Source organism: Lishizhenia sp. (assembly GCF_033720595.1).
In the GTDB taxonomy this organism is placed as follows: Bacteria; Bacteroidota; Bacteroidia; order Flavobacteriales_D; family Crocinitomicaceae; genus Lishizhenia.
The window spans coordinates 1-17,771 of the sequence record NZ_JAWWCF010000047.1 but is presented as its reverse complement, the minus strand read 5'-3'; the positions used below and the strand labels follow the sequence as shown (position 1 = coordinate 17,771).

At 36.0% G+C, this 17,771-nt stretch carries 18 protein-coding genes and 1 pseudogene; 12 read left to right on the top strand and 7 right to left on the bottom strand.

The features are described 5' to 3' along the window. From R3333_RS05175 to R3333_RS05155, 5 genes and pseudogenes are all read left to right on the top strand, one after another. A pseudogene (locus R3333_RS05175) lies at positions 1 to 336 on the top strand (SDR family NAD-dependent epimerase/dehydratase); the annotation flags it as partial. Between the two features lies 1 nt (position 337). Then, positions 338 to 913, top strand: coding sequence for an acyltransferase (locus tag R3333_RS05170; RefSeq protein WP_318957712.1), 576 nt, complete (start codon positions 338 to 340; stop codon positions 911 to 913). Next, positions 906 to 1,943: a Gfo/Idh/MocA family oxidoreductase gene (locus R3333_RS05165; protein ID WP_318957710.1), complete on the top strand. Its 1,038-nt coding sequence runs from the start codon at positions 906 to 908 to the stop codon at positions 1,941 to 1,943. The genes R3333_RS05170 and R3333_RS05165 overlap by 8 nt, the downstream gene beginning before the upstream one ends. Further along, the gene (gene rfbB / locus R3333_RS05160; protein WP_318957709.1) at positions 1,944 to 2,999 is read left to right on the top strand and encodes a dTDP-glucose 4,6-dehydratase; all 1,056 of its coding nucleotides are present in this window, start codon (positions 1,944 to 1,946) and stop codon (positions 2,997 to 2,999) included. Between the two features lie 20 nt (positions 3,000 to 3,019). After that, positions 3,020 to 3,754, top strand: coding sequence for a tyrosine-protein phosphatase (locus tag R3333_RS05155; RefSeq protein ID WP_318957707.1), 735 nt, complete (start codon positions 3,020 to 3,022; stop codon positions 3,752 to 3,754). Between the two features lie 45 nt (positions 3,755 to 3,799). Here the strand turns inward: R3333_RS05155 and fabD are convergent, their stop codons facing one another. After that, positions 3,800 to 4,681, bottom strand: a complete 882-nt coding sequence (fabD, locus tag R3333_RS05150) for an ACP S-malonyltransferase (RefSeq protein WP_318957705.1) — start codon at positions 4,679 to 4,681, stop codon at positions 3,800 to 3,802. Between the two features lie 105 nt (positions 4,682 to 4,786). Continuing rightward, positions 4,787 to 6,667, bottom strand: coding sequence for a T9SS type A sorting domain-containing protein (locus R3333_RS05145; protein WP_318957703.1), 1,881 nt, complete (start codon positions 6,665 to 6,667; stop codon positions 4,787 to 4,789). A gap of 167 nt (positions 6,668 to 6,834) precedes the next feature. Here R3333_RS05145 and R3333_RS05140 point away from each other — a divergent pair, with 167 nt between their 5' ends. Together R3333_RS05140 and R3333_RS05135 are read left to right on the top strand one after the other, a co-directional pair. Continuing rightward, positions 6,835 to 7,392 carry a sigma-70 family RNA polymerase sigma factor gene (locus R3333_RS05140; protein WP_318957701.1) on the top strand — a complete coding sequence of 186 codons (558 nt, stop codon included), beginning with the start codon at positions 6,835 to 6,837 and terminating at the stop codon, positions 7,390 to 7,392. A gap of 5 nt (positions 7,393 to 7,397) precedes the next feature. Then, positions 7,398 to 7,652: a hypothetical protein gene (locus R3333_RS05135; RefSeq protein ID WP_318957700.1), complete on the top strand. Its 255-nt coding sequence runs from the start codon at positions 7,398 to 7,400 to the stop codon at positions 7,650 to 7,652. On the opposite strand, the gene R3333_RS05130 is transcribed toward R3333_RS05135, so the two are convergent. Next, the gene (locus R3333_RS05130; RefSeq protein ID WP_318957698.1) at positions 7,615 to 8,208 is read right to left on the bottom strand and encodes a hypothetical protein; all 594 of its coding nucleotides are present in this window, start codon (positions 8,206 to 8,208) and stop codon (positions 7,615 to 7,617) included. The genes R3333_RS05135 and R3333_RS05130 overlap by 38 nt on opposite strands. 145 nt (positions 8,209 to 8,353) lie before the next feature. Here R3333_RS05130 and R3333_RS05125 point away from each other — a divergent pair, with 145 nt between their 5' ends. The 5 genes from R3333_RS05125 (at position 8,354) to R3333_RS05105 (ending at position 13,368) form a co-directional block, all read left to right on the top strand. Beyond that, the gene (locus R3333_RS05125) at positions 8,354 to 10,480 is read left to right on the top strand and encodes an endonuclease MutS2 (protein WP_318957696.1); all 2,127 of its coding nucleotides are present in this window, start codon (positions 8,354 to 8,356) and stop codon (positions 10,478 to 10,480) included. Positions 10,481 to 10,550: 70 nt separating this feature from the next. Next, positions 10,551 to 11,120 carry a hypothetical protein gene (locus R3333_RS05120; protein WP_318957695.1) on the top strand — a complete coding sequence of 190 codons (570 nt, stop codon included), beginning with the start codon at positions 10,551 to 10,553 and terminating at the stop codon, positions 11,118 to 11,120. Between the two features lie 5 nt (positions 11,121 to 11,125). Beyond that, on the top strand, positions 11,126 to 11,554 hold the full coding sequence (locus tag R3333_RS05115; protein WP_318957693.1) for an ATP-dependent zinc protease: 429 nt from the start codon (positions 11,126 to 11,128) through the stop codon (positions 11,552 to 11,554). Further along, complete coding sequence (gene rimK / locus R3333_RS05110) at positions 11,555 to 12,427, top strand: 30S ribosomal protein S6--L-glutamate ligase (protein WP_318957691.1); 873 nt, start codon at positions 11,555 to 11,557, stop codon at positions 12,425 to 12,427. It abuts the gene before it with no gap. After that, positions 12,427 to 13,368, top strand: coding sequence for a M14 family metallopeptidase (locus R3333_RS05105; protein ID WP_318957690.1), 942 nt, complete (start codon positions 12,427 to 12,429; stop codon positions 13,366 to 13,368). The genes rimK and R3333_RS05105 overlap by 1 nt, the downstream gene beginning before the upstream one ends. Here the strand turns inward: R3333_RS05105 and R3333_RS05100 are convergent, their stop codons facing one another. From R3333_RS05100 to R3333_RS05085, 4 genes are all read right to left on the bottom strand, one after another. Then, complete coding sequence (locus tag R3333_RS05100) at positions 13,369 to 14,382, bottom strand: glycosyltransferase family 2 protein (protein WP_318957688.1); 1,014 nt, start codon at positions 14,380 to 14,382, stop codon at positions 13,369 to 13,371. Positions 14,383 to 14,386: 4 nt separating this feature from the next. Then, the gene (locus R3333_RS05095) at positions 14,387 to 15,604 is read right to left on the bottom strand and encodes an O-antigen ligase family protein (RefSeq protein ID WP_318957687.1); all 1,218 of its coding nucleotides are present in this window, start codon (positions 15,602 to 15,604) and stop codon (positions 14,387 to 14,389) included. Further along, positions 15,582 to 16,691, bottom strand: coding sequence for a glycosyltransferase (locus R3333_RS05090; protein ID WP_318957685.1), 1,110 nt, complete (start codon positions 16,689 to 16,691; stop codon positions 15,582 to 15,584). The genes R3333_RS05095 and R3333_RS05090 overlap by 23 nt, the downstream gene beginning before the upstream one ends. Then, positions 16,688 to 17,771: hypothetical protein (locus tag R3333_RS05085; protein WP_318957683.1), on the bottom strand; the 1,084-nt coding region annotated here is incomplete at its 5' end. The genes R3333_RS05085 and R3333_RS05090, both read right to left, overlap by 4 nt.

Genomic DNA, 17,771 nt, shown 5'->3' with positions numbered 1-17,771 from the left:
GTAGATGATTTAGTAGAGGGAATTGTTCGCTTGCTTCATTCTGACTACGCACAACCTGTAAACATTGGAAATCCAGATGAAATCACCATTGGCGATTTTGCGGAAGAAATCATTCAATTAACAGGAACTACCCAAAAAGTAATCTATAAAGAACTTCCTGTAAACGATCCAAAACAACGTCAGCCAGATATTAGTAAAGCCAAAGAAATACTTGACTGGTCACCAAAAATAGACAGGTCGGAAGGATTGAAAAGAACCTACGCGTATTTCAAAGACCTACCCGAAGAAAAACTGTATAAAAAAGAACATAACAATTTCGAAAAATACATCAACTAATATGGATTACTTCGCACATGAAACAGCAGTAATTGACGAAGGAGCTGCGATTGGAAAAGGAACTAAAATTTGGCACTTTTCCCACATCATGAATAATGCTACCCTGGGAGAAGGCTGTAACATTGGTCAAAACGTTGTGGTATCACCTGATGTTACCTTAGGAAAGAACTGTAAGGTCCAAAACAACGTTTCTATCTACTCGGGCGTTATCTGTGAAGAAGATGTGTTTTTAGGTCCTTCTATGGTCTTTACAAATGTTACCAATCCCAGAAGTGCGGTAAACCGAAGAGGACAATACGAAAGAACTAGGGTTAAACGCGGTGCTTCTATTGGTGCAAATGCAACTATCGTTTGTGGCCATGATATTGGAGAATTTGCTTTTATTGGAGCAGGTGCCGTAGTAACCAAACATATTCCAGCTTACGCGTTAGTTGTTGGAAATCCAGCTAAACAAATAGGTTGGATGAGTGAGTACGGACATCGTCTTGAATTTAATCATGAAGGAATAGCAACGTGTCCAGAAAGTAAGGAAAAATACAAATTAGATAATCATACTGTTACAAAAATAAATGAGTAAGGATATAATAAAATTCGCTGTTATTGGTGCAGGGCATATCGGAAAACGCCATGCAGAAATGATTAGACGAAATGAGGAGGCAGAATTAGTAGCATTAGTAGATGTTAGAGATCAAAAGGCATGTGATGCAGAGCATTTCGATGTTCCTTTCTTTTCTTCTATAGATGAGCTATTAGCAGCTAATATAGAGATTGATGTTGTAAATATCTGTACACCTAACGGTCTACATGCTGAGCAATCTATCAAGGCATTAGAAAATAAATACCATGTTGTTTGTGAAAAACCTATGGGACTGAGCAAAGACAATTGTGAGAAGATAATTTTCAAATCTTTACAAATGTCTAAACAAGTATTTTGCGTAATGCAAAACCGTTACTCTCCGCCCTCTGAATGGATCAAGGAAATCGTTTCTAACGGGACTCTTGGTGATATACACATGGTTCAGTTGAACTGCTATTGGAACAGAGACGACCGCTATTATAAAGCTGGAGGATGGAAAGGAACACAAGATTTAGACGGTGGTACACTTTTCACGCAATTCTCACACTTCATTGACATCATGTACTGGTTATTTGGAGATATAGAAAACATTCAAGGAAAATTTGCCGATTTTACGCATCAAGATTCTACAGATTTTGAAGATTCTGGATTTGTAAGTTTTGACTTTATCAATGGAGGAATGGGATCATTAAACTATTCTACTGCGGTTGCTAATCAAAACTTAGAAAGTTCTATGACCATTATAGGTTCAAAAGGATCTGTTAAGATAGGTGGACAATATATGAACGAAGTTGAAGTTTGTAATATAGCAGGATATGAAATGCCTGAATTGGCACCAACAAACCCTGGAAATGACTACGGAGCATACAAAGGGTCTGCTGCCAATCACCACTACATCATTAATAATGTTGTAGACACTTTAAAAGGTAGAACTACAGCTACAACAAATGCTTTAGAAGGTTTGAAAGTAGTGGAAATCATTGAGCGCATTTACGAGAAACGCAACGAACAAATGACTTTCGGTAAATAAATGGATTACAAGAAAAACATATTAGTTACAGGTGGAGCCGGTTTTATCGGTTCTCACCTTGTACGTAGATTGGTAAACAATTACCCAGAATATCACATCATTAATTTTGATGCATTGACCTATGCTGGAAATTTAAACAATCTAAAAGACCTTGAAAATGCAGACAACTACACCTTTGTAAAAGGAGACATCTGTGAACTTTCAGATCTTGAAAAAGTGTTTTCTAATTTTTATATCACTGATATTATTCATCTTGCGGCTGAGTCGCATGTAGATAGAAGTATTTCTGGTCCTATGGCATTTGTAATGACAAATGTTGTGGGAACGGTAAACCTTTTGAATATTGCCAAAGAAAAATGGGCTGGTGCTAAAGACCGCTTATTCTACCATATATCAACAGATGAAGTATATGGTTCTTTAGGTGCTGAAGGTCTATTTAGCGAAACTACAGCATACGATCCAAGAAGTCCCTATTCATCATCGAAAGCTTCTTCAGATCACTTTGTAATGGCCTATCATCACACCTATGGTTTACCGGTAAAAATTTCGAATTGCTCGAACAATTACGGGAGCCATCAATTCCCTGAAAAGTTAATTCCTTTAATGATTAACAACATTGTACAAGAAAAGGATTTACCGATTTACGGAAAAGGTGATAACATCAGAGATTGGTTATGGGTTGAAGACCATGCGGCTGCAATTGATAAAATATTCCACGAAGGAAGATTAGGTGAAACGTATAACATTGGTGGATTGAATGAATGGACCAATATAGACTTAGTTCATGCTTTGATATCTATTGTGGATCACAAACTTGGTAGACCAGAGGGCAGTTCTAAAAAGCTTATCAAATTCGTTACAGATAGAGCTGGTCATGACAAACGTTACGCCATTGATGCTTCTAAACTGGAGAAAGAATTAGGCTGGACGCCAAGTATACAGTTTGAAGAAGGATTAGAAAAAACAGTAGACTGGTATCTGAACAATAGAGAGTGGACTGAAAACATTATTTCAGGAGACTATCAAGAATACTACACGAATCAATACGAATCTTAGCTACTTAAAAAATTTGAATTATGTTTTCATTATTTAAGAAGAAAGAAGCAAAAACTCCTGTCGATCTATCGCGTTTGGGCATAGATGTACACAGCCATTTAATACCAGGAGTAGATGATGGTGCACAAAATGTAGATGCATCCATAGGTATGTTAACAAAATTCAAGGAATTAGGATACGATAGAATAATAACCACCCCGCACGTTTACACAGACCTCTACCCTAACACAACTAAAAGCATTACAGATGCTTACAATGTGTTATTAGATGAATTGGAGAAAACAAATCTAGATATACAAGTAGAGGTTGCAGCAGAATACTTCTTTGATGAGACTTTTATTGAAAGAATTGACAATGATGATGTATTAACGTGGGCAGGAAATCACGTACTCTTTGAGTTTAGTTTCACCAACGAACCTATGGGAATTGATGCGCTAATTTTTCAATTACAAACCAAAGGTTACACACCAGTTCTTGCACATTTCGAACGTTATTTATACTACCACGGATCGGTAGAAAAGGCGAGGGAATTAAGAGAAAAAGGCGTACTGATACAAGTTAACTTAAACTCTTTAACCGGACATTATGGTCCACACATTAAAAAGCAAGCAGAGTTGTTAATAGACAATAAACTTGTGGATTTAGCAGGAACGGATTGTCATAGAATTGAACATCTAAAACTTTTAGAAAGTCATTTAAAAAGAAGTTACTTCCACAAATTATTAGATTTAGATTTATTGAATTATAAGCTATAAAAAAAGGCGATGGTTAACCATCGCCTTTTTTGTATTGAATGCTTATTACAACGTAGCACTAGAAGTTGGAAACTTTCTATCTACTTTTTTAAATAGACCTTGTAGCACTTTTCCTGGTCCCACCTCTACGATTTCTTCACAACCATCAGCAATCATTTGTTGCATAGTTTGTGTCCAACGCACAGGCGCAGTTAATTGTGCCATTAAGTTTTCTTTAATTTCATCTGGATTTGAAACCGCACTTGCTGTAACGTTTTGGTAAACTGGGCAAATTGGCGTTGAAAATTCAGTAGCAGCAATAGCCTTTGCCAATTCCTCACGAGCTGGCTCCATTAAAGGAGAGTGGAATGCTCCACCTACGGGCAATTTCAAAGCTCTTTTCGCTCCTTTTTCAGTAGCTAATGCACATGCTTTATCAATTGCCTCAACTGCTCCTGAGATTACCAATTGACCTGGACAATTGTAGTTAGCTGCTACAACTACTCCATCAACCTCTTCACAAACAGCTTCAACTACTGCATCTTCCAACCCTAAGATTGCAGCCATTGTAGAAGGCTCTTTTTCACAAGCCTCTTGCATAGCCAATGCACGTTTATACACCAACTTTAATCCATCTTCGAAGGCTAAAGTTTTGTTCGCAACTAAAGCAGATAATTCTCCTAATGAGTGACCTGCCACCATATTCGGTTGAAAAGAATCACCTAAGACCTCTGCTAAAATAGTAGAGTGTAAAAATATTGCTGGTTGAGTTACTTTCGTTTGCTTCAACTCTTCATCGGTTCCTTCGAACATAATTTTAGTGATATCAAATCCTAAAATTTCGTTGGCTTTATTGAAAAGTTCTTTTGCTTTTTCTGAGTTATCGTACAGATCTTTTCCCATTCCTGAAAACTGGGCTCCTTGACCTGGAAATACATATCCTTTCATAATTTCTATGTAATCGGTTTAGGCGCAAAAATAAATAAATGCGCGAAGTTTAAAACAAAAAAATACCCCAGATCTCTCTGGGGTACTTCTTAAAATTGTGTGAAATTATTTTTTAACCACCAATTTCTTAGTAACAACTGAATCACCAGCTACGAAGTTACAGATGTAAACTCCGTTTGTTAATCCGTTTGTTGAAATTGCAGTTGTGTGTTCACCAGCATTTAAACTTCCAATTGCATCTGTGTAAACTACTTTACCTGCGATATCTGTAATTGTAACAGTTACGTCAGTTTGTGCAGCCAATGTAAAGTCTAAGTTTACATTATCAGTTGCTGGGTTAGGGTAAACACTTAAGTTAAAGTTAGCCTCAACTTCTTCTACACTTAACGCAGATTCCAAGATTCTAATTTTAATAGCTTCTGGATCTGTTAAGTTGTATACATCTCCTGCTGCAGAAGTTGGGTCAATTCCTAATACAGTTCCTTGTTCAACACTTTGTGCCATACCGAAACGTACTGGAGTAGATCCACCACTGTTGTTCACTGTTGCGATGAATGCTGTACCTGCAGGAATTGTAGCAATTCCTCCGCCGTCCATTCCAATTGAAATCCAGCTATCCATATCAGTATCAGTTAACGTGTATACTTCTGTAGTTGCTGCCAAAGTAGCTGTTCCGTCTCCATTTAATAAGTAAATAGCTCCGTAAACCTCTTGTCCGATGTAAGGAGTGTTGTCTGCTGCACCAACGATGTACATTTTCATCATTCCGATGTTTACATCATCAAATGCTTCCATGTAGTTACCAATCGTTAAAGCTTGACCATTTAAAGTACCTGCTAAACCACCGATAGCACCTCTTAATGACTCATCATCACGAGCGAAGATGTTTCCACCGTAGTATGCTTCCTTGATAATCGTGTCATTCGTTAGAACTGCATCTGTTGCAGTTCCTAAATCTGGTGTTCCAATGAATTGGTATGTACCAACACCTGCACTTACAATATCAAATAATGTAGAAACTTCGAAAGTATCTGTAGCTTGAGCTACTAAACTTTTCGTAGTTCCAACTTCTGAGTAAGATTGTCCTACAACATCCATTTTCAATGCTGCATCAGTTTGATCAACTGCTCCTAAGTTTTTGAATGCAGCTTGACCTGAGAATCCAGGGAAAGAAGATTGTGTAGTTGGAATATATGTGTAATCCAATGGTATATGCATTGTTGGATCGTTACCTGCTAATGGTCTAAAGTAGTTGATCGATAAATCATTAGAGTAAGTTTCGAAAAGTTCAATATCATCAACTCCCCAGAACCAATCCCACTGTCCTTCGTATTTCAAACGAATTCTAGTAGTTGCTGTCCATCCACCTGCTGGCGTAGGAAGAGAAAGTACGTTTTGTAAAACTCCTAAATCGTTAGAGTTAACGTTTACTCCTAAATCGTTTACTAAGTAATCTGTCCAAGTAGCACCACCATCTGTAGAAACACCAATGTAGTTTGCATCATAGAAGTGACGGAAAATTTGGTACCAACTTACCGAAAGTGCAGTGTTTGCGTATCCTGATAAATCGATATCTGATTGCAATTCAAAGTAAGCATCCTGTGTCGCACTTCCTCCAGCTTCATCAGAATTGATGAATGCGAAACTTCCTGAGTTTACGTCACCTGTTGGAGAGTTCATTTCTATAGGAAAACCGTAAGAAGGCTCTTGACTCACTAAAGATGCTGGTACAGCACTTACTATTTGCCAATCTCCATCTGTGTGGTTTGGACCGTCAACGTGATCCCAATCTGAAGCTGTTTCAAAATCGTTTGACCAAACTACATCACCTTCAGCTCTATTTTGGAACTGCTCTAACCCGTGGTATGCAGGTCTTGATTTAAAAGCATCTGTTTTTTGAGCTTGGTTTGAATAGGTAGGAGCAACTTGTGCATTGATTCCTAAAGAACCAACCAAAGCACCCGCTAATAAGTAAATTTTCTTCATAGTTTTAATAAATTTCGTTCGTAAAAATAATTATTAAAAATAATTTCACACCTATAAAACGTAGGATTAACGGCGAGGGTTGGATATAAAAAAGTTAATATTATGACAATCTGTTACTTTTAACTAAAAGTGTATTAAACTTGTAGAACGCTCTACTGCAAAGAACAATGATAAAGAAACGGAAACTCACTCAACTCACTGAATCACAGCTCATAGAGACTGCTAAACAAAGTGAAAAGGCATTTGGAGAATTATACAAAAGAAATTTTGATAAAATCTTCAGGTTTGCCTTCAAACGTTTGGGAGGAAATGAAGCTTTGGCGGGTGACATAACGCAACAAACCTTCATTAAAGCCTTTGCTGCTATCGGGAAATACGAAGACAAGGGCTATGCTTTTAGCACATGGCTCATTCGAATAGCTCAAAATGAAATCAATCAATTCTTTAGAAAAAATAAGAAAGTTTACACAGTAGAGGTGGAAGAAAAGCATGTGGTGAGTTTTATGGACTTCATGGATATTGATGAAAGCGATAATCAAGACAAGCAAGAACAACTTGTTGAAATACTCAATAACCTAAAGCAAGAATATTTAGACTTGATAGAGTTGAGGTTTTTCCAACAAAAATCTTTTCGCGAAATTGCAAGTATCTATGCCATAAGTGAAGCCAACGCAAAAATGCGTTTATACAGAATCATTGAAAAAATTAAGAAAGAGGTATACTAGAAATAATGAGAAAATTTAAAATCAATAGAAAATCAGAAATTGAACCTTCTGAAGAGCAATTGAAAAAGTACAAAGACTTTGCGACTGTTTCTCATGGCTACAAGCGTCTAACAAAACGTCCCAAAAAACCACTTTACAAAGATCCCAAATTGTTTCTTATACTATTCTTACTTGGATTAATAGCCTTCTTGGTATTCCTTGAAAATGAAGAAGAAACACCAACTACCAATGAAACACAAGTGGAGGAATCTTATGAGTAAAAATAACATGACTCTCCTCCTCTTCGAGAACCTCATAGAGTTCTTTTTTATGCATGGTGAAGCTTCTAGAACGCTTTCCAACCTTTATTAACATATGATCAAAGTAGAACAAACACACCTGTTGATCTCCTACTCCTATGTTTTGCATACCCTTTGCTATGACTTTTATTCCTGAGCTAAAACTCATTTTTAAATCATCTGTCAATTTATCGTAAACTACTTGTGTAAGTGTAACTTCCTGATCAACTACCTTTTCTCCAGCCAGATAAAGCAATCCTTTTTCTTTTGAAAAGTTAGCTTCAAAATTGTTAGGATCTATATAAATCAAATCATTTTCTATTTCTGGTAAATCTGTTTCTACAACTTTTACTTTTTCCTTAGATTTACGCATAGATCTCTTGTAGATTCCCATGGATAGCAGCAGCGAGACTAAGACCAAGAAAAATACAAAAATCAAAGCGGGTGTACTTTGAAAGAAGGCATAAATAGCAACACCGATTACCAATACTCCAAGTATCGGAAGCAATGCTAGACTGATTGATTTAATTTTTTGCATATTGGATGTATTCTGCCTAATAATACATAAAAAATAAATATGCATTTCTTTAAACTTTTTCGTCTTCTATTTATTTACTTATAAAGCGCTCATTAATTCAAGATAAATGAGCTGCGAAAAGGATTAAAATTATTTTTGTAATTAGATGTTACATTACGATAAACAAACTTACAAAGATTTAGAGTTCGACTTCCTCATTGAAAAGATGAGTGAATTTTGTGTGGGTGAAACTGCCCTCCAACGCATCTTGAATTTAACTCCAGTAAAAAGTAATAAAAAGCTGTTGATAGATTTGAACAATGCCAACGAATACAAACAAATCAGAACAGAGGGAGAACAGTTTCCGCGCATAGACTTTGAAGAATTAAAAACTGAAATTCGCATGTTACCCATTGCGAATTCTGCTTTACAAAAAGAAAGTTTTGGACGCTTACTACGTGCTAGTTTGTTGTGTAACACTTTGGTTTACTTCTTTAACAAAAGAGAAGAAGACTACCCTCATTTAAATGCCTTATTGAAGGATGTTTATTTCACCAAAGAAATTGCGGACCCTATCAATGAAGTGTTTGATAAATCTGGAGAAATTAAAGACGACGCCTCTGAAGAGCTTTTCCAAATTCGCCAACAAATCAAAAGTACGCGTATTCAAATCAATAAAAATTTTGATAGAGAATTGCGAAAACTGATGAAGGATGGACTGGTTAGTGACACCAGAGAAGCCTTTTTAGACGAACGCAGGGTGTTGTCGGTTATTTCCTCTCACAAAAGGAAAGTAAGTGGTAATGTTGTTGGATCTTCTAAAACAGGAGGGTTAACCTACATTGAACCCCAAGTTAACGTTCCTTTAAACAACGAGTTAGAATTATTACTCGACGATGAGCGTAAAGAAATTTTTAAAATATTAAAAGCACTTACAAAGGAGCTTTCGATTCATCTTCCTTTGATAAAAGCCTATCAAGAACTTTTAACAGAGTTTGATTTCATTCAAGCTAAAGTTCGCTTGGCGTTGATGTTTGATGGTGTACTTCCCGCCATACAAGACACTACAGAACTAGAGTTGATTGAAGCTTATCATCCTGTATTATTAATGAAAAACAAAGCAGCAAACAAGCCAACTATCCCTCAATACTTGAGTATGGATAAGTTTTCTCGTATGCTCGTAATTTCTGGACCCAATGCAGGTGGTAAAAGTATAACCCTTAAAACTGTTGGATTATTGCAGTTGATGCTGCAATGCGGTTTGCTGGTACCTGTTCACGAAAACAGTAAAATGTGCTTCTTCAATGCCTTGTTAACAGATATTGGTGATAATCAATCCATAGAAAATGAATTGAGTACCTACAGTTACAGGTTGAAAAGAATGAAACACTTCTTGGAGGTAGCTAATAAAAAAACCATGCTACTTCTTGACGAATTTGGTACAGGATCTGACCCAGATTTGGGGGGAGCACTGGCTGAAGTATTTTTTGAATCGTTATACAATAAAAAGTGTTTTGGTGTTATCACCACCCACTACGCCAATATTAAATTAAAAGCCGATAAACTTAGAAATGCTGTAAATGGTTGTATGCTTTTCGATACGGAGACCTTGGAACCACTTTACAAGTTAAGTTTAGGTCAACCTGGAAGTTCTTTTACTTTTGAAGTTGCACAAATAAACGGTATTGACATTGAGTTGATTGAAGAGGCTAAAACTCGTTTAGACGAAAAGAAGGTTAAGATGGACCAGCTTTTAAGTGAGTTACAGCGCGAAAAAACTTATTTGGCTCGACTCAATAAAGAACACATCGAAGCCCAAGAAATAGCACTCAAGGCTAAAAACAAATTTGAAACTTCTAAAAAGAAATTTGAAGAAAAACTAGCGGCGCAACAAGACTTGTATGAGAAGAACAACAATTTGATCCAAAAAGGAAAAAAACTGCAAAACTTCATCAATCAATATAAAAGTAACGCTAAGTCTAAAAATGCCAATGATGGTTTATTGCAAGAGGTTAAAAAATATATCGCTACAGAAAAGTTTAAAATTGACGAACAAAAAAGAGAAATCGAACTCAAAAAGAACGTAAATAAACCGCAAAAGAAACAGCGAAATAACACCAAGAAAAAAGACAATCAATTTTTAGATAAAATAAAAGTTGGTAGCACTGTAAAGCTGAATGAAACCAAACAAAATGGTACCGTAGAGGAATTAAATGGCAAGGAAGTAACGGTGAGCTTTGGGTTTATGCGCTTAAAGGTTATGAAAGATAAACTTACTTGGATTAAAGATTAAAATTGTAGGGATTTCTGTTCTGGCAACAATTTTGTTTTTGGAGGATCATACAATATTCAACATCTATATTATGAAATTATTTAAACACGCACTTTACTTATCTCTTTTTGCACTCCCCTTACTTACAGCATGTAATAAAAAAGGATGTACGAATCCTGCGGCTAGTAACTATGCCGAAGAAGCAATCAAGGAGGATGGTAGCTGCAAGTATTTTACAAAATTTAAAATTACCAGAATTGAAGTTCAAGAGTATGACACGCTTTATTTTGGCGACTACTACGATGATTTAGATCTAACCAATGCTGATATGTACTTTGAGTTAACTGATTTAAACAACAACTTGATTTTCGCATCACAAGAAACGTATTTCGACGCTCCAGCGAATCCAGTAGATGAGTTTGAATTTGATTTTTCGAAGGATACAACTTTCAACAACCTCAATGTAAGTTTAAATTTTAGCTTTTGGGATTTCGATCAAATTACGGATGATTTTGGGACACAAAATGACGACTTGATTCACGAGGAAACGATAGACTTTCAAACCTACACCGCTACTAATGCTCAAGACAAATTTCCTGGACGAATTGAAATCAACACCGATAAAATCGAATTTGATGTTTATATTCAATGGTTAGAATAACGCCCATGAAAAAAGAGAAATTTATCATAGGAAAAAGCGACAAGGCAAACTTTCCCGATTTCAATTTAAAAGATGTAAAGGTTAAAATTGACACTGGAGCTTATACCTCAACGATACACTGCAGTGAAATTTGGGAGGAAAATAATGAACTTAAGGTTATTTTCCTTTCAGACCAACACTTACAATACACCGGAGAAATTATTACATTTAAGGAATATAGTCTAAAAAAGGTCAGAAGTAGTTCTGGTCAAAGTCAACTTAGATACAAGGTGAAAGGAACTATTACTCTGTTCGGAAAAATATTTAACACAGAGTTCACCTTGTCACGCAGAGACAAAATGAAATACCCAGTACTTTTGGGAAGAAAATTACTAAACAACAATTTTTTGGTAGACACATCAAAAAAGAATTTATCACACAGTCAAACACATTAAATGAAAATAGCAGTACTAAGTAGAGATGCCAACCTTTATTCAACACGAAGAATTGTAGAAGCAGGGGTATTACGCGGACACCAGGTGGATGTAATAGATCATTTAAAATGTAGTTTAGAGATGGAAAAAGAAAACCCTACTCTTTACTACAAAAACAGATATTTAGAGGGATATGACGCTGTTATTCCTCGTATCGGAGCTTCGGTAACCTTCTTTGGAACGGCCGTGGTTCGTCAATTTGAAATGATGGGAACTTTCACAACTGTAAGTTCAAATGGTTTAAGCAACTCTAGAGACAAATTAAGAAGTTTACAATTACTCACAAAAAAGGGAGTTGGAATGCCGAAAACGGTATTTACCAACTACTCCAATAACGTAGAACATTTAATTGATGCGGTAGGTGGAGCACCTATTGTAATTAAGTTATTAGAAGGTACACAGGGACTAGGAGTGGTTTTAGCAGAAAGTAAAAAAGCTGCTGAATCTGTATTAGAAGCTTTCAATGGTTTAAAAGCAAGAGTTATCGTTCAAGAATTCATCAAAGAATCTAAAGGAGCTGATATACGTGCCTTTGTTGTAGATGGGAAAGTTGTTGGCGCTATGAAACGTCAAGGGAAAGAAGGAGAATTTAGATCTAACCTTCACCGAGGCGGTAGCGCTAAAATTATTGAATTAACAGAACGTGAAGAAGAAACTGCGATACTTGCAGCGAAAGCATTAAACTTAGGCATTGCCGGTGTAGACATGTTACAAAGTGAGCGCGGACCTCTTGTATTAGAAGTAAATTCATCTCCAGGATTGGAAGGTATAGAGCGCGCAACGCACAAAGATATCGCAGGTGAAATCATAGAATACTTACAACGTAAGGTATAATGAATAAACCCATACAAATATTAGATACGATTGTTCAACCGGGTAAGAAGGCCATCATTAATTTGGAAGTGGCCAAACTGCATACAGCAAGTCCGGTGAACATTCCTATCATTGTTGATCACGCCAAGAAAAAGGGTCCAACTCTTCTATTATTAGGTGGCGTTCACGGAGATGAAATCAACGGGATAGAAATTGTTCGAAAAATTGTTCGTTCAGGTTTAAACAAACCACAACGGGGAACAGTAATTTGTATCCCTGTTCTTAACATCTTTGGTTTTTTAAACTTCATGCGTGAATTACCTGATGGCCGAGATTTAAACAGAAGTTTTCCGGGTACTGCAAGTGGTTCTTTAGCCAGTCAGTTCGCCTACGCTTTTATGAAACACATCGCTCCTTTGGCTGACATCATCATAGATATACACACTGGAGCTGCACAGCGTAATAATTATCCTCAAATTAGATGTGACTTTTCGAATCCACAAGCGGTAGAATTGGCCGAAGTTTTCGACGCGCCTTTCATCAAAGATTCAAAATTGATTCCGAAATCATTGAGAGAAGCTGTGAGTAAAAAAGGGAAAAACATCATCTTGTTTGAAGGAGGAAAAGCAAACAGAATAGATCCTTTCATCGTGGAAGAAGGTATACGTGGAGTAAAACGTGTCATGCATCACTTGGACATGATAGACGACGGTGATGAAATACAACGTGGCTCAACATTACTTAGACAATCCAAATGGTTACGTGCACCTATGTCGGGAATGTTTGATTTGCGTATATTGAATGGTTCGTATGTAGAAAAAGGAACGATAATCGGTGTTATTTCAGACCCTTTTGGAAAAACAGAGCGTAGCTTTAAATCTCCTATGAATGGTTATATTTTCGCTGTAAATGAAGCTCCAATAGTCAATAAAGGAGATGCTATTTTCCACATTGGGTATTAACTACCTCGAAAGTTTTGTTTCTCGCTGTGAAGGTTTTCTATTGAGCAGATAAAAGTGATAGATACCCTTTAAATAACCTCCTCCATATTGAAAGTGCATGATTAAAAAGCTGCGAATTATACCGAAACTTTCTTTAATGCCTGTCCCTTTTTTAAATCCAAAATAGAGCGCTAAAGCACCATAAAGCAACCACGTTAAGGCTATCGCATACATAAAGAACGGATGCAACAACATCAAAGGAATACTCAGGATAGCAAACAACACAAACAACGGTGGAAACAACTGTCTGACGGTAGTCACGGCCTTGTGTTTCTTATTGACAAAAACCTTCCAGTATCCATATTGAAAGAATTGTTTTTTTAATCCTGCATAGGTAGACCTCACGTAGTATTTTAGCCAAATTGAAGCTTCGAACCAAACCTTCCCTCCGGCCTGTGTCAATCGATAGTTGAATTCATCATCCTGGTTGCGGACCAATTCTTCATCAAACATACCTATCTTATCAAAAACCCATCTGGGATACATAGGACTCGTTACTGTATCCGTAAATCCTGATTTTTCCAGAATTCTAAAGTTCCCTACCCCCATACCAAAAGGGGTATCCATAGCTTTTGAAATAATTGCACCTTCTTGGTTGGTGTATTCATTGATCAATTTTGAACCTACACACCAGATCTCCTCCTGATTTTCCAGTAAGCGTATTCCTGTTTCTAAGTGATTTTCACAAATAATGTGACGTGCATCTACACGTTGAACATATTCACCCGTGCTGTTCGTTACCCCAAGATTAAAAGCTACAGGAGTTATTCTTTGAGGGTTATCAATAATTCTAAGGTTCTTATAGTTTCCTAAAACAGATTCGACAAGTTCTCTTGTACCATCATCACTTTGTCCATCAATTATCAACACTTCAATCTCCTCCTTTTCCACCAAGGTATTGGCATAAATAGCATCCAAACATTCTATGATGTATGGTTTTTCATTACGACAAGGTATTACAACTGATACTTTCACTAATTTATGCTTTTTTTAATGCTTTAGGGTTAACTAATAAGAAAGCTGCAAAGCTAAAGAAAATTACGCCTACCTGCCTCTCTAAAAAAGATTCGAAAGCGCAGGAAATAAAAATAATAATAGCTAAATAAAATATTTCCTTTTGTTTATATGCTTTCACCCAAAGGATAGGGTGTATAAGTACATATATTAATAACAGAGCTCCCAAAAAGCCTAAAGCGATAAACGTTTGAAAAAACTGTGAGTGGGGATTGTATTTTTTCTCTATATAGTTATGAAAACCATATGCCTCATATTTCTTATACAATACATCTTTTACATCCCCCGTTCCCACTCCAAAAAAATGCTCTTGAATTAACTCCCATGACAGCGTGTATAATACCATCCTTACTCCTGAAGAATTTGAATTATCCTTTGCGTTTTCCAAGAAAAGATCTTTATCCTTAATATAATTCTCTATAGTTGTTGCAGTCGAATCCAGATCTCTTTCAACAGCTTCGATTCTACTTATATTAAATAGAAACATAAGAGGAAGTAGAATAACAGAAATCTTCAGCAACCAACTTTTCATTTTAAAAATCGCCCTACCCCACAAAATAATCGCTAACAGGGCAACAACTACTATACTGCTTAAGGATCTTATATAGTATAATGAAACTAAAAGAAGCAGTACATAAAGTACTTTTAAAATTAATGCTACGAAATTAAACTTTTGCCATTTTATCAGTAAAACTGCAGAGAACAAATAAATTGCAGTTAAATAGGTTCCATGCATTTGAAAACCATACACATGAGGGGCATAACACGCTCCATATCCAGAAGAATCACAGAGATATGCTTTAATAAAAGAATGAAGCATTGCGAATCCACTTGCTACAACAAATCCCCATTTCCCCCATGATATCGCCTCTAATTTTAGATTTTTATAAGTGAAAATATAAATGACTGGAAAGATTGCAAAAGACAGTTTTGTTTCCAAATCTTTCCCCGCATATCCCAAATTTTCCGTGTTGATTAATCCAATGACATGTAGTATGAAAAAACAAAGTATTCCATAAATTATCCAAGGAATTTCTTTCCAAACTGGTTTTTGAAAATGAAAAAATGAGGCGACTACCCACAAAGCTATAGCTGGCACAATAAATTTTGTCGCATTGACAAGGACTATAGGTATTAAAAATAAACTTAAAGGATATACCTTATTCTTTACAAACTCCTTCATCGAGTAAATCTCTGTATATTTTTATTTGTTGCTGGATATCATTTTCAAAGTTAAAAAACTCAACCACTCTTTCTCTTCCTTTCAAACCAATTTCCTTTCGCAATTCTACATTCTGTAGGAGCATCATTTTATCTACTACTAATTGTAGGTTTAAAGGCTCTATTTCAACTCTATAACCCGTTTCACCTTCCACTAAAACTTCTTTAAAGCCTTCCGCCTCACTTGTAATTAATGGCAAACCTGAAACAGAAGCTTCGAGCGCAGCAACACCATAGCTTTCTCTTCTTGACAAAGACATGTATACATCTAAGTTTAAGTAAGCCTCTGCTATATCTACTCTGTTAACATAACCGTGAAAATGAACAGAATTATCTATTCCTAGTACCTTGACAAGGTCTTTTAAATTTTCCATTTGAGGACCTTTCCCGTACAACTCAAGTACATCCTTCCTCTTAGTTTGCTCCAAATACTTATGAAATGCCCGAATAAGAATATCAACTCCATAAACCGTATCCATAGTTTTAACGGTACCAAAGTGTAAAACATCCTTATCTATGTGTGTTTTCACCTTAAACTCTTCTAAATTAATTCCAAAGGGAAGTTTCACTTTACGTTTAGCACCAACATAGTCGATGTCCTTAAGCATAGAATCACTCGTAGAACAAATTAAATCTGCTTTATTAAAGATAAAACGCATTACTTGCTTATGCACCATAGACCTGTAAGGGAAGTCCTGAATATCAGAGCCCCAAACAGAGATAATGTAAGGCCTTCTACCACATAAAGCGCCTAGTAATCCGTAAGACGTAGCATAGTGAGCATGTACAACATCAGGTTGTATTTTTTTAACAAAACTTTTAACCTCTTTTACAGCCTTTAAATAAGAAAGTTTGGCAAATGCACTTTGTTTATCTTGTAAACTCGGATCTGCTCCAAAATAAACACATTCTACACTTATATTAGTATACCAATCTTCTCTTGGAGCCGACATACTAAAGATTGCTACTTCTATATTATTTTTTCGAAGTCCCATCACCCATTTTCGGGTATGAGAAGAATTAACATCGGCTAGAAACAGAATTTTCATGCGAGTAGCTTTTCAATTTGAGCTTCAACTATCTTGGTTTGAGTTTTTCTATGTAATGTTGGCACAAGTTCTTCTTTATAGGCCTGTTTCTCCTTTTGTTGCCATTGTTTGTACAAGGTTAAAAAAGATCTTTTAATTCCTTCAACATCATAAAAATCTACACATACCCCTCCATTTAATTCATGAATTAAGTCTGCTGCAACATCATCCAGATCAACCATTCCAAATACAGGCTTCATTGTAGATAAATACTCAAAAAGCTTTCCTGTAAAAACTCCTTTCACTCCCATTGGAGGATGTAAAAGTAAATTACAATCTGCCTTGAACATGTAACTTAAACATTCTTCATTAGACATTGATGGTAACACTTTTATTTTATCTTTCAATACAGCAGGAATTTTGAAATTAAGATGCGTTCCTAATAATTGTATTTGAATATCCTGTGGAAGCTTTCCTTCTTGATCCAATTCTACCAGAGCTTTAAAAAACTCCGTTGGTTTTCTTTCGGCATAAAAAGTTCCGGCATATAACATGGTAAATTCCTCGTTGAAATTATACACCTCACTTCTTTCATGATCAAACCCATTTCTGACCTCAATGAAATCGATGTTTTGATTTTTATTCATCAATGATTTAAAACCATCCAAAATTGGTAAACTCACAGAGGAAACTGCATCAACATAGGGCTCTATTTCTTTTTCGAGACGTTGAAGTTTAGCTTTTCTTTGACCATTGTAAAAGGGGTTCAAACTCATTTCATCCCTCATATCAGCAATCCACTTAACGTCCTGGTTTTTCTTTTTAAAAGCTAATGCAATTTCATGGGCATCTTCTGGAGCAAATGAAGACAATATTAAATCAATCGGTTTTTCGGCATGAATTCGATCTAAACGTTTTAAACAGTTTTTTTTCCAACCCGGAAAATCTCCCAAAGCCATTTTACCTATAAGAATATTATTTACCGATTTTAACTTATGAATCAATTTAGGATCACCTACTTTTTGACGTCTATTTCGAACTATTTTATTACCAGACTCTCTGTAAACATTAGCTCCTAAACATGTTTCCATAGAGGGAGAG